The organism is Pseudomonas sp. GW821-FHT02H09, from assembly GCF_059421425.1.
Map to the genome: position 1 here is coordinate 196,529 of NZ_JBWKVA010000010.1, position 12,186 is coordinate 208,714.

General features: G+C 53.4%; 12 protein-coding genes and 1 pseudogene. 3 read left to right on the plus strand and 10 right to left on the minus strand.

Annotated elements, in window-relative coordinates:
- Position 1: 1 nt before the first annotated feature.
- From pseI to AC07VR_RS16130, 10 genes are all read right to left on the minus strand, one after another.
- The gene (gene pseI, locus AC07VR_RS16085) at positions 2-1,051 is read right to left on the minus strand and encodes a pseudaminic acid synthase (RefSeq protein WP_495011794.1); all 1,050 of its coding nucleotides are present in this window, start codon (positions 1,049-1,051) and stop codon (positions 2-4) included.
- Positions 1,048-1,605: a UDP-4-amino-4,6-dideoxy-N-acetyl-beta-L-altrosamine N-acetyltransferase gene (gene pseH, locus AC07VR_RS16090; RefSeq protein WP_495011795.1), complete on the minus strand. Its 558-nt coding sequence runs from the start codon at positions 1,603-1,605 to the stop codon at positions 1,048-1,050. The genes pseI and pseH overlap by 4 nt, the downstream gene beginning before the upstream one ends.
- Positions 1,605-2,741, minus strand: a complete 1,137-nt coding sequence (gene pseG, locus AC07VR_RS16095) for a UDP-2,4-diacetamido-2,4,6-trideoxy-beta-L-altropyranose hydrolase (RefSeq protein ID WP_495011796.1) — start codon at positions 2,739-2,741, stop codon at positions 1,605-1,607. The genes pseH and pseG overlap by 1 nt, the downstream gene beginning before the upstream one ends.
- Positions 2,742-2,752: 11 nt before the next feature.
- Entirely contained in the window at positions 2,753-3,454 is a 702-nt protein-coding gene (gene pseF, locus AC07VR_RS16100; RefSeq protein WP_495011797.1) for a pseudaminic acid cytidylyltransferase, read from the minus strand.
- Positions 3,451-4,086 (minus strand): LbetaH domain-containing protein, encoded by a 636-nt coding sequence (locus AC07VR_RS16105; RefSeq protein ID WP_495011798.1) that lies wholly within the window; start codon positions 4,084-4,086, stop codon positions 3,451-3,453. The genes pseF and AC07VR_RS16105 overlap by 4 nt, the downstream gene beginning before the upstream one ends.
- A 1-nt stretch (position 4,087) precedes the next feature.
- The gene (gene pseC / locus AC07VR_RS16110) at positions 4,088-5,248 is read right to left on the minus strand and encodes a UDP-4-amino-4,6-dideoxy-N-acetyl-beta-L-altrosamine transaminase (RefSeq protein WP_495011799.1); all 1,161 of its coding nucleotides are present in this window, start codon (positions 5,246-5,248) and stop codon (positions 4,088-4,090) included.
- Positions 5,249-5,251: 3 nt separating this feature from the next.
- Complete coding sequence (pseB, locus tag AC07VR_RS16115) at positions 5,252-6,250, minus strand: UDP-N-acetylglucosamine 4,6-dehydratase (inverting) (protein ID WP_495011800.1); 999 nt, start codon at positions 6,248-6,250, stop codon at positions 5,252-5,254.
- The gene (locus AC07VR_RS16120; protein WP_495011801.1) at positions 6,251-7,537 is read right to left on the minus strand and encodes a lipopolysaccharide biosynthesis protein; all 1,287 of its coding nucleotides are present in this window, start codon (positions 7,535-7,537) and stop codon (positions 6,251-6,253) included.
- A 272-nt stretch (positions 7,538-7,809) separates the two neighbouring features.
- Complete coding sequence (locus AC07VR_RS16125) at positions 7,810-10,035, minus strand: polysaccharide biosynthesis tyrosine autokinase (RefSeq protein WP_495011802.1); 2,226 nt, start codon at positions 10,033-10,035, stop codon at positions 7,810-7,812.
- Between the two features lie 37 nt (positions 10,036-10,072).
- Entirely contained in the window at positions 10,073-10,513 is a 441-nt protein-coding gene (locus AC07VR_RS16130) for a low molecular weight protein-tyrosine-phosphatase (RefSeq protein ID WP_495011803.1), read from the minus strand.
- A 606-nt stretch (positions 10,514-11,119) separates the two neighbouring features.
- Between AC07VR_RS16130 and rfaH the strand changes: the two genes are divergently transcribed.
- From rfaH to AC07VR_RS16145, 3 genes and pseudogenes are all read left to right on the plus strand, one after another.
- Complete coding sequence (gene rfaH / locus AC07VR_RS16135) at positions 11,120-11,677, plus strand: transcription/translation regulatory transformer protein RfaH (RefSeq protein WP_495011804.1); 558 nt, start codon at positions 11,120-11,122, stop codon at positions 11,675-11,677.
- Between the two features lie 11 nt (positions 11,678-11,688).
- Positions 11,689-11,836, plus strand: a pseudogene (locus AC07VR_RS16140) (IS5/IS1182 family transposase); the annotation flags it as partial.
- 2 nt (positions 11,837-11,838) lie between these two features.
- Positions 11,839-12,114: a hypothetical protein gene (locus AC07VR_RS16145; protein ID WP_495011805.1), complete on the plus strand. Its 276-nt coding sequence runs from the start codon at positions 11,839-11,841 to the stop codon at positions 12,112-12,114.
- Positions 12,115-12,186: the final 72 nt, after the last annotated feature.

Consider the following 12,186-nt stretch of genomic DNA (forward strand, 5'->3'; position numbering starts at 1 on the left):
ATTATTCTACGTCCTCCAGACGTACTGGTGAATTTATGCTAACTGCTATATTTACCCGCTTTCCAAGCACATTTTCTATTTGCTTTGGAGAAGCACCAAAGCCTGGCCGGACACTTCGCACAGCCTCCGGAGTGATCACGTCCCCAGCTTTCAAATTCTTCACGAAATATAGTGACCGTCGGAACTTCACATTTCCCAGTTCGCTGGATTTGCGCCCGTAATCAACTTGGCCCAATGCTGCCCAAGCAGTCTTGCTGTCGCGGCACAGCGCAGCCAACTCCGCCGGTTCGAGCGAGAAGCTGTCATCCGGACCACCGCCACTGCGGTTGAGAGTGAAGTGTTTTTCGATGATGGACGCGCCCATCACTACGCTGGCGATGGCGGTAGTATTGTCCAGCGTGTGGTCGGACAGGCCTGTGACCAAACCGAAGCGGCGCATCATGTCGGGAATGGTACGCAGGTTGTAATCAGCGGCTGGCGCGGGGTAACCACTGACGCAGTGAAGAATGGCCAGTTCCTTACAGCCACCTTCGTGAGCGGCGTCGATGGCTTCCTGGATTTCTTCGGCATCGGCCATACCGGTGGAGATAATCATCGGCTTGCCAGTGCTGGCAACGTACTTGATCAAGGGCAGGTCAACTGCCTCAAAGGAAGCAATTTTGTAGGCCGGTGCGTTGAGGTTTTCCAGCAGGTCGACAGCGGTGTTATCGAAGGGCGAACTGAAAATGGTGATCCCCAGTTTGCGAGCATGCTCGAACAGTGTCGCATGCCAGTCCCAAGGCATCTGGGCTTCCTTGTAAAGCTGATAGAGCGTCTTGCCATCCCATAGACCACCGCGGATCTGGAAGTCTTCAGAGTCGCAATCGAGGGTGATGGTATCGGCAGTATAGGACTGCAGCTTGACCGCATCAGCACCGGCTTTTTTCGCTTCTTCGATGATCTTTAGCGCGGTTTCAAGCTTGCCGTTATGGTTAGCGGAGAGCTCGGCGATGATGTAAGGAGCGTAATCGGGGCCAATTTTTCGCCCTGCAATTGAAATGTTCGGATTCATGCGCTTCTCCCGGAGAGTTTTACCAATTTATCCAACATGTCGGCACGCTTCTCAGTCCACTCAGATGCAAGCAGGCCCAGCCGATATATATCGATAAGGTCTTCATTGATTTTGTGGTGCTCGCGAAGTATGCCTTCTACGCTGAAGCCAAATTTTTGGTGCAGTTTGATGACCGGGGCATTGAAGGCGAGCACTTCACAATGAAGTTTATGAAGGCCAAGTTCACCAAACGCACAGTCCAGAGCAAGGAATTCCATTTTACTGCCGGTGCCTTTCGGTGCCTCGGGAGATGCATAGAACGCCCAGGCTGAGTTTTCGCTGGTTCTGTCGATCCCGTTAAAACCAATAATGCCGAGCGGTATATCAGCTGCTTCGTACATGAAATATCGCTGGTCGTCGCGCTGCTGAATTCGTGCCCACCAAGCAAGGTGTTCGTCCATGTTGATTTCGTGGCGGGTATACATATTGGCCCGCACGTTGGGAGCATTACGCCAGCTGAGCATTAGTTCAAGCTCCTGCTGTTTTATATCGCGCAGTTTTCCAAGTAGCTGCATTACATGCTCCATTTTTCAGTATTCAGCTTGTCCAGCGTGCTTGCGACAAATTGACAGCCCGTGCCGTCTGTAATTTGCTTGGCGTGCTCGGTGATGTTCTTCATGCGACACTTGTCATGCCGAAGCACACTGATTATTTCTACCAACTCTGCTATCAGGTGCTTTCCAAGACTTAGCGTTACGACTGCCTGTGCTTTATCCAGAATTGCTGCGGCCATTTTCTGGTTATCCGCCAGAACGACCAACACGGTCGGCAGACCCAGGCAGCAGCGTTCCCAGGTGGTGGCCCCTGCAGCACCGATCGCCAGGTCACTCTCGGCCATCAGCTGGGCCATATCGCTGACGCCTGACTTGACGGTTGTGGACCACGGCATCTGTTCGGCCAGTTGGCGAACTTCGGCAAGCCAGGGAGCAGTGGACCCCATGACCACGGTAATCCGGCAGTTGTCTGGTAGTTCAGTGGATTTGAGCGCTTGCAGAACTTGCCCGGTGGCGTTGTTCTTGTCCACACCGCCCATGGTGATGAGCAGGTGTTTGAGTTGCGGTTTTTTCCGACGCTCCAGGCTGTAGGCGCGTAAGGCCGCGAACTCGGGTCGTAGCAGGGAATATTGCGAGCCGCAGAGCAGGGTGCAAGCGTCAGGGAGCCAAGGTGCATAGTCCTTGGCATTGCGCCCGAAGGTCTGATCCAGCAGGAGATCGCACTGGTGTGGACGGTCAGCCAGATCGTCGATCACCATCAGTCTGCGGTAATGCGACTTCAGTGCAGTTTCCCAATGAGCATCGAGCGCATAGTGGTCGACGATCAGCCAGTCAGGTATCAACTCGCCGAGGATGGCGGTGCATTCGGCGGCGTCTTTTTCCTGAGTGGAGCCAAGCCAGGCGGCATGTGCCAGTTGTGGCTCAGCGGTCGGCACATTGACGCCAATCCAGTTCGCCCCTGCCGAGCCCGTGAGAGGCAAGGCATGGACCTGGAAGCCTTTGCTGCGGATATGCTCGATCAAATTGCCGGGATGTTCGCGGCAAATAAACCGGCATTCGCTGCCTTGCAACTTGAGCTCAGTGGCCAGGGTCAGGCAACGCATGACGTGCCCCGTGCCCATTTGCAGTGAGGCGTCGACGCGGAAGGCGACCTTCATTGTCTGCATCTTCACTGCGTTTCAGCCTGCATGGCCTTGAACAACCATTCGGCTCGCACCCAGTCTTCCGGCGTATCGATGTCCTGTACGCGGTGCCGTGGCAGAACTACGGGCATCGAGCCCGGGCTGAAGATCATCCGGCCTTGCAGCCAGGCATCGGCCTGGCCCCAGTAGAACTGCCCGGCGTCGTGCCAGGCTTCTTCAAGATCCTGAGAGCGGGTGCTGAAATGCTCCGGACTGAACATTTCGACCCGACCCTCGGCATTCAGGCGAATCGCTCTCTGGATCGGGAAGGCGTAGCTGGTTACCGAAAAGGCGTAATCGCAGCCGGCATCGTTGAGAGTGCCAAAACCGCGGCGGATATCTTCGGGGCTGACGAAAGGGGCGGTGGCATACAGGCAGCAAGCGTGCTCAACGGGTTGACCTTGGGCATTGAACCATTCAATGGCGTGTTGAATGACCGGAATGGTGCCGGTATGGTCGTCCGACAGTTCCGCGGGGCGCATGAAGGGCACCGTGGCTCCATAGTGACGAGCCACCTCGGCTATCTCTGGATCATCGGTGGAAACAATCACCTGATCGAAGCAGCCGCTTTGCAGCGCTGCATCGATAGACCAGGCGATCATCGGCTTTGCGCAGAACAGCTTGATGTTCTTGCGCGGGATGCGCTTGCTGCCGCCTCGAGCAGGAATTACTGCAATTTTCGTAGTCAACTATTGTTCCTCGGCTTGATGACGAGGTTGGGTGAGCTTCCGAAGACCAAGGAGTTTGCGGGTATATCGGTATCTTTTATATAAGTATTGGCCGAGACCACGACATTGTCGCCGATTAAGCATTTCCCCAAAATCTTCGATCCCGAAAACATTTGGACATTTTTGCCAATCTTCGGGAACACGCCTTGGTTATTGCCCACCGTACACAACTGAGCGAAAGTGAAGTCGTTTCCATAGCTTGCCCGTCCCATCACGCTGCCCACCGGGTGGTCTAAATGGAAAACCTCTGGCATCAAGACCTCATAATACAAGTCCACCCCATTCAGGGTCTTGTTTAAATAATAAATCTTATCGGCCAGCACTGGGTTTGTTGGGTTATCCAAAAAAACTTGGCGGGAGAGGAAGTACAAGAAGATGCAGTATTGCCCGGAGTGATAGATGGAAAAGAAAACCCTTCCGTCTTTCATGTAGTACTTGTTTGAGGACTGACTAAAGCATTTTTCAGTTTTGCTCAGGGCTTCGGCTAGACATCTAGATAAAGAGTCGCTTTCGGCTTCATCCAGCAGAAACAAATTATGAATCTGATGTTGAATCAATCTGTTCAGCACTTCGAGTGATGGCGAAATGATCATCTTATGCCTCTAAAGAGTATTTAAGGGCCTGGAGCACTTCATCTTGCTGAACATCACTCATGGTCTGGAACATTGGGATGCTGATAGCTTCCCGGTAGTAGGTTTGCGCCTGCGGGAAGTCTTCAGGCTGGAAGCCCATGCGTTCATAGTGAGGCTGGGTGTGCACCGGGATGTAGTGAAGATTGACGCCGATACCCTGCTCACGCAGAGATTCAAAGACCTGGCGGTGAGTCTTCTGGATTTGATCCAGCTGCAGGCGGATAACGTATAGGTGCAGGCCGGAGTAGCTGTCCGGGTGCTGCCAGGGTGTGCTGACCGGCAGGCTGGCCAGCAGGTCGTCGTAGCGGCGGGCCAGTTGATGGCGGCGAGCCACATATTGATCCAGGCGCTCCATCTGGGTAACTCCCAATGCGGCCTGCAGTTCGGTCATGCGGTAATTGAAGCCCAGATCAATCTGCTGGTAGTACCAGGGGCCATCGGCCTCATGAGTCATCTGCGCCGGATCACGAGTGATGCCGTGGCTGCGCAGCAGGGCCATTTTGTTCGCCAGTTCGCCATCGTTGGTCAGTGCCATGCCGCCTTCGGCGGTGGTAATGATCTTCACGGGATGGAAACTGAATACGGTGATATCGCTGTAGCGGCAGTTGCCGATGAACTCGCCTTGGTACTTGCCACCAATGGCGTGGGAGGCATCTTCGATGATCTTGAAGCCGTAGCGCTGGGACAGTGCATGAATGGCCTGCATGTCGCATGGCTGGCCACACAAATGCACCGGCACTAGCACTTTGGGCAGCGTGCCCTCGAGTTCGGCTTGTGCCAGCTTGAGCGAGAGCGCTTGCGGGCAGAGGTTGTAGGTGCGCGGGTCGATATCGACAAAGTCGACCTCGGCGCCGCAGTACAACGCACAGTTGGCCGAGGCTACGAAGGTGATCGGTGTGGTCCACAACCGATCGCCCGGGCCAAGCCCAAGGGCCAGGCAGGCAATGTGCAATGCCGAGGTGGCACTGTTCACTGCCAGGGCATGGCTGGCACCGACGTGCTGCGCGACATCTTGCTCGAAGCGAGGAACCATCGGTCCTTGGGTCAGGAAATCGGATTGCAGTACACCCACGACCGCATCGATATCGGTTTGGGTGATTTCTTGGCGGCCGTAGGGAATCATGTATCAGATGCTCCCGATCTTTTCGCGGTTGATGTCGATCCAGTTTTCCAGATCGGCGTCGCTCATCCACTCGCTGTTGTTATCGCTGGCGTAGACGAAGTCTTCCGGCACTCGAGTACCGTCCTTGATGCGCTTGGCACAGGTGGCCCAGCCATTGATCGTCGGCAGAATCTTGAAATGCTGAGGGTATTCGTAGGTGTAATAGGCGTCTTCGGCGCTGATCATCTGCTCGTGCAGTTTCTCGCCGGGACGGATACCGACGACTTTCTGCTCCGCCTCCGGGGCAACCACTCGAGCGAGATCTGTCACTTTCATGGAAGGGATTTTCTTCACATAAATCTCGCCGCCTTCCATGTCTTCAAAGGCGTGCCAGACCAGCTTTACCGCTTCCTCGAGCGAGATCATGAAACGTGTCATGCGCTCGTCGGTAATTGGCAGTACGCCTTTGTTCTTGATCGACATGAAGAACGGGATTACCGAACCACGTGATCCCATGACGTTGCCATACCGGACCACGGCGAAACGTGAGTCATGAGCGCCCGAATAGGAGTTGCCTGCGACAAACATTTTGTCTGACGCCAGTTTGGTCGCGCCGTACAAATTGATTGGGCTGCTGGCTTTATCGGTGGACAGGGCAACAGTGCGACGCACACCTTTATCAATACATGCGTCGATCAGGTTCATCGCCCCGTTGATGTTGGTTTTCACACATTCAAACGGGTTGTACTCGGCAGTCGGTACAATTTTGGTTGCGGCGGCGTGCACCACATAGTCGACACCGTCCAGTGCCCGGTACAGGCGGTCCTTGTCACGCACATCGCCGATGAAAAAGCGCACCCGCGAGTCGCCTTCGAACTTCTTGGCCATGTCCCACTGTTTCATCTCGTCACGGGAGAAGATGATGATCTTTTTCGGGTTGTATTTTGCCAGCGTCATGGGCACGAACGTATTACCGAAAGAGCCGGTGCCGCCAGTGACGAGAATAGTTTTGTTAGTAAGCATTTAACGGGTTCCTTTGAAAAGCGTTATAGGTGTAGATGAAATCGATCGGTACTGCGCCGGGGTCAAACGGATAAAAGCCAAGCACTTCCACAGCAGGATCAGCAAGAAAGCGGCACACAGACCCAATGGCACCGCTTGTAAGGGCCAGTGTCTGGAAAAGAGCCAGGTTGTTGGAAGAAAGATCAGCAGGCTGGCTATATGACTATGAATAATCGGCCGGTCGAGCCCTTGTGCGTACAGCGCATAGTGCGGAACCATGCCCAGCGAATAGAGCAGCGTGATTAGCAGGGTCCAAGGAAATAGACCTTGGTTTTCAAGGTATAACGGCTTGTTAAGCCAGATCAAAAGTGGATCAATAACCAATAGCGCAATTATCGCAAACGCACCTGAAAACATCAGGGTCTGCAACAGTAATGCACGCAGCTTAAGACGAAAAGAAACAGCGTCCTTGTTGTGATACGCACTGATCAGGCCGGGGTAGATAAAGGCGAATACGCCGGCGTCGAGAAATGACAGAAGCGCACTGCTGATTCCCATAAACAGCACATAAGCGCCCAGGGTTTCCAGGCTCGTCAGGTCCGCAAACCAGTAGCGATCCACTGTAAACACGCCGCGGATAGCCAGAGTGGCTATCAACAAGGGGATGGCGACTTTCAGGCCTTTGCCAATCCACTGCCAATCGACCTGCTTATGCCAACCGGAAATATTTAACTGCTTTAAGCGATAGATACCCAGCAACAGTGCTGCCAGGCTGCCAAGCGTCCAGCCGCCAAGCACAAAGTCCAGATCGCGAGTATCAGGCTGAACAAACATGACCGACGTAACGATCACCGCCCAAATGCCAGAACGGAGAAACAACACGACGCTAGCGAGCAATTGCTCCGAGATCGCTATCAGCAGGCGACCCAGCTCCTGCGTCAAATGCTCTAGTACCAGCAATATAAAGAACCAGCCCGCGACGCTCCAGGGCAGGAGTCCCTCTAGGAAAATCAAGCTCAGCAGCGGTAGGACTATGGCGTAAAGTACCAGCGAAAGTGCGCCTTGGTCCTTGAACAGTCCACCCCATTCGTGGCGCTCTCGTTTAAGAATTTCCCGTGTGGTGAACGTGTAGAAGTCGAACCCCAGCAGATAAAGTGCATAGCCGATAGTGACGGTGAGCAAGCCGTAGAGACCCAGCTCCGCCGGCTCGAGAAATTTCGCCAAGAAAAATATCAACAGAAACTTGCTGGCGAGTGTTATACCGCGTAGTGCGATATTAATAACGCGTGTGAGGCTTTGTTTCGGCATTGGATGTTGTGTCTTTTACAATTGGCGAAGGGGGGGCTATGGCCAGGCTTAACGGAATTTGCAAGGCTACTTATAAGGCCTTTTTCGACAATCAATCAGTAGCAGTAATAACTATGATTTGGGCACGCTACCGCCCCAGGATTAGACGCTAGTCCCTGAGAGCGGCTTGAGTTATCAGTGGCTCTGCATCTTGTGTTGCTGATGCAGAGAGTACGGTGCTATGGATGCTGTTAGAGGGTTTGCGCAGCTATCATCAGGGCTATTGTGTAACTTTAAACTTTCTCTGACTTATATTCGTAGTTGTAATAACCATAATCGCTATAGCCATATTTAGCTGAGGCGCGTTTTTCAACGCCATTGAAAATCGCGCCTTTCAAATCAATGCCATTTTGCGCAAAGCGACGCATGGTCAATTCAATTTCACGAGCCGGGTTAAGCGCAAAGCGCGCCACAATCAAGCTGGTGCCCGACTGGCGACCGACAATGGCTGCATCCGTCACCGCCAGCAATGGCGGGGTATCCAGAATCACCATGTCGTACTGGGCGCTGACTTGCTCCAGAAAGGCACTGAAGTTCGAGTGCATTAGCAGTTCTGAAGGATTGGGCGGTATTTGTCCGCGGCCAATAACGTCAAGGTGTTCGAATTCAGTTTTATTGATCGCGGTTGCAAGGTCGCAGCGCTTGACCAGTAAATCAGAAAGCCCGTTTTCAGCGGGGACTCCAAATATTTTATGCAGATACCCTTTGCGCATATCCACGTCGACCAGCAATACCCGTTGGCCGGTTTGAGCGATGACGGCGGCAAGGTTGGCGGAAATGAACGTTTTACCGACCTTGGGGCTCGGGCCGGAGATCATCAGGCGATTATTGCCAGCTTCAAGCATGGCGAAGTGCAGGCTGGTGCGCAGGCTGCGCAATCCTTCCATCGCAAGGTCGGTGGGGTGACTGCTGGCCAGTATGGGTGCAGTCTTGTTGGCGCGGCCCCGGGCATGGGGGATTTTGCTTTCTTCAACTTTCTGCAGCGTGCTGAAAGGAATAGATGCATACACCGGCAATCCCAACTTTTCAATTTGATCCGGATTTTCCACACCGCGGTTAAGGGCCTTGCGAAAAAGCACCAATGCAATCGCCAGGCAAGTCCCGAACAGGGTGGCGAGGAGTACGATCAGGGCCTTCTTCGGTTTAATCGGCTTGCGCAGATCCACATCGGCGGTATCGATCAAGCGCACGTTGCCCACGGTGCCGGCACGCATCACATCCAGTTCCTGGGATTTATTCAGGAGCTGGGTATAAATTTCGGTGCTGACTTTTACGTCGCGGGTGAGGCTAAGGAGTTCTTGCTGTGTTGAAGGCAGGCCCTCGACTTTTTTGGCCAAGCCATGCTGTTTGCCTGTCAGCTCGGCTATTTGGCTGAGCAAGGCTCGATAGGCGGGATGCTGAGGGGTAAACTTGCGGTCCATTTCCGCTTGCTGCAATTTCAGTGCGGAGATGCTGGTGTCAAGCGCCACGATCTGATCGAGAATGGCTTTGGCTTCCAGGCTGATATCGATGGATTTACTACGAATCTGATACTTGTTCAGGGCGTTTTCGGCTTTCTCCAGATCTTGACGGACCTGAGGCAGTTGATCTTTTAGAAACTCCAGGCTTTGAGCGGCTTCGGCCGATGTCCGCTCAACATTTTGCCGTACATAGAGCCTGGCGATTTCATTGAGGATTTGAATGGCCTCAGCCGGGGCCGTGCTCTCAAGAGCAAGGCCAATCATGCCGGATTCTTTACCACGTTCTGCTACATCAAGCACCTTTTGGTACTTCAAGATACTGGTCAGGCGTGGGTCGCGCGCAATGCTGAACGTGGTGCCAGGATTAGCCTGCAACACTTCGATCTGCAGTTTGATGCCGTCCTGGTCATAGGCTTGACCCACCTGGCTTTGAACCAGGACATTGTCGTCTCTATCCAGCAACGTGAAGTGGCCGTTTTCACCGCTGACCAGCGTCAGCTCCTGACTCAGGAGCCCTTGTGGGAGCTCGAGCTGAAATACTTTCAGCTTTTCGCCGCCCCAGGCAAAGCTGTTCATGCCAAGCCATGGCGTCGCGACCGTATTTATAGCGTCTGGTTTGAACCGACGAGCAATAAAGTCGCCGATCACCGGAAAGCGATTCGGCTCGACGGTAAGATCGAGCGTTAGATTATCGACAACTTTGCCGATGATTGCGCGCGACTTGATTAGTTCAATTTCTGTGGCGGAAGGCGACTCTTTACCCAACATGCTGCCGATATCGGAGAAACCAAGCATGTCATTTTTTTTTGCCTCCACCTGTATCAAGGCAGTCGCCTGATAAACAGGAGTGGCCAACACCGCATATGCAGTTCCAACGGCCATAAAGGCAGCAGTGATCCCGCCAATCAACCATTTATGATCGACCACTGTCCCGAGTAGACCCATCAAGTCGATTTCATCATCATCGTCATGTGAGGTTAATGTTGGAGCTTGCTGCATAAGTGGGTTCTTTTTTAACAAGTATTCGAGGAGTGGTTTAGCGTGCGAGACGCCGTGCCCAGGCGTTTACTGCTTCTTCAATCAACGCGTATGCGTGCACAAAGGCCGGTTTGCCTTGACGGTAGGGGTCGTTGATTTCGCGGTCGTTCTGCCACTTGCCCAGCAAGAAGACCTTTCCGCGCGCTTCAGGCGCAAGCTTGAGAACACGGTCTATGTGGTGCTGCTCCATCACCAGAATCAGATCCGATTCGCTGATGGCGGCGGGGGTCAGTTGATTGGCTTTGTGGTCTTTTGGCAGATGGCCATGCTCCTCCAGTACCACCCGGGCAGTGGGTTCGATGGGGCTGTCTTCAAGCGCGTGAAGACCCGCGGAGCTAACTTCGATGTCGGATGGAATAAGTGCGTCTCGCAACAAATTCTCTGCAGTAGGACTGCGGCAAATGTTGCCAATGCAAACGATTAAAATCTTTTTAAACAAGGCAACCTCCATTGTCGCGTCAACTATTTGCAATAGTGTCGAAAATCATAACTGTGAAATTGCGAAGACTTCAACCTTTAAATGCCGAGCGGTGATAGGGCGCTGCACTTAAAAAACTATCCATTGATTAATGCGGACAAAAAATAACATTTTCAGTTCTTTGCAGACAAAAAATAACAATTATTGATTGTATGCAGACAAAAAATAACATTTTCGGATTTTCTTGTGTCGGCCGTTATAAGGTTGTTTTTATAGTTAAGAGCCCGACACCGCGAGCACAAGAGTCTTGCCCGGCGTTCAGGGTTTTTTAACATTTGGTCGTTGGTTACAGGTTTTGGGTGTTCTGAATAGGCGAAGCTTTCATGATTCGCCTATTCCTTTCCCCTCGGTTGGTTACGGTACTGGCTAGTTGCCCGGCCCGTAAGGCTGTGCCCAAGGAAATGCTGCTGGTGGTTAACAAGTCGCTGATCCAGTACATCAGGCTTTGAAAATGTAAACCCGACGATGTCGTAAGCAGGCGTTATCCGAATGCGCTGACCAGAGCAGTGCCGGGACTGTTTTTTTGTATGGGCGAAGCCATGATGAGTAATTCGAAGTTTAAGGTAGATGAAGCAGAAGGGGCTCATTGTGTTCGCCCATAATGGAACAGCTGTTCGAATCAGCGAGCGTGAGAACCTCACCGCTAGCCCGTGGTATTTGGTCCAGTGCAAGGCGAGCCAGGACGAACGGGCGGTGACCCATCTGGTGAACCAGGGATATACCTGCTTTCGCCCCACGCACCGGCGCGAGCGTGTTGTACAGGGGCGGCGGCGGATTGTTTGCGAATCGCTGTTTCCAGGTTACCTGTTTATTCAGCTCGGTTCGGATGATAACTGGGCGCCCTTGCGTTCTACCCGCGGCGTATCGCGAATCGTCAGTTTTGGAGGCAAGCCGCTTCCTGTGGAAGATGCCTTGATCGCAGAACTTCGCGAGCACGATAGCGGAGCTCCGGTGGAGGTTCGGTTTGCCTGCGGAGAACGGGTGCGTATCAACGAGGGGCCGTTTGTCGAATTGGAAGCCATCTTCCTGGCGATGGAGGGAGAAGAGCGAGTGGTGCTGCTGATGAAACTCCTGCAACGTGAGCAGAAAATCACCATGCCCTTGGCTGGGGTGAGTAAGCGTTGAGAAACGCTGTGTTCCGGCACCTGCTGGAATTACACCCGTTGGCCGCAAAAAAACCTGGCCGTGATCAATGGTTATTTGCAAAAAAGGTTTTCCCTTCGCCAGGGGACGATCATCGATACCACTCTCCCTCATTGGAGCTTCGATGTTAAAGGGAACGATCGATGTTACTGACTAAACCCGAGCAGGACCTCAAGCGTGACCTTCAGGGCATCGCATCAGACCTGAAGTGGTCTGCGGTCGAACTGCGGCGGATTGCCGAACGTCTGGGTATGGCCGGGAATGACGCAGATGCTCAGGCTGTGCTGCGCATGACGGCGGTGTTGCGCGCGGGCGAAAACAAACTCGATGTCTATGCTGAAGAGGTGAGGTCCGGGCGGTTTGGCAGTCTGGTGTCGAGCGGTGAGCGTCTTGAAGCGCTTGGGCATCGCAGCCTGTGAGTCGAGCGCCTGCCTGCGCAGGACGGCGCAGCGACGCCAGTGCTTGAGTTGAACGACAGTGTCACGGGTAAG

Coding starts and splice junctions, on each gene's coding strand:
- pseI (WP_495011794.1), bottom strand. CDS start 1,051: ATGAATCCGAACATTTCAATTGCAGGGCGAAAAATTGGCCCCGATTAC.
- pseH (WP_495011795.1), bottom strand. CDS start 1,605: ATGCAGCTACTTGGAAAACTGCGCGATATAAAACAGCAGGAGCTTGAA.
- pseG (WP_495011796.1), bottom strand. CDS start 2,741: ATGAAGGTCGCCTTCCGCGTCGACGCCTCACTGCAAATGGGCACGGGG.
- AC07VR_RS16105 (WP_495011798.1), bottom strand. CDS start 4,086: ATGATCATTTCGCCATCACTCGAAGTGCTGAACAGATTGATTCAACAT.
- pseC (WP_495011799.1), bottom strand. CDS start 5,248: ATGATTCCCTACGGCCGCCAAGAAATCACCCAAACCGATATCGATGCG.
- pseB (WP_495011800.1), bottom strand. CDS start 6,250: ATGCTTACTAACAAAACTATTCTCGTCACTGGCGGCACCGGCTCTTTC.
- AC07VR_RS16120 (WP_495011801.1), bottom strand. CDS start 7,537: ATGCCGAAACAAAGCCTCACACGCGTTATTAATATCGCACTACGCGGT.
- AC07VR_RS16125 (WP_495011802.1), bottom strand. CDS start 10,035: ATGCAGCAAGCTCCAACATTAACCTCACATGACGATGATGATGAAATC.
- rfaH (WP_495011804.1), top strand. CDS start 11,120: ATGAAGCAGAAGGGGCTCATTGTGTTCGCCCATAATGGAACAGCTGTT.
- AC07VR_RS16145 (WP_495011805.1), top strand. CDS start 11,839: ATGTTACTGACTAAACCCGAGCAGGACCTCAAGCGTGACCTTCAGGGC.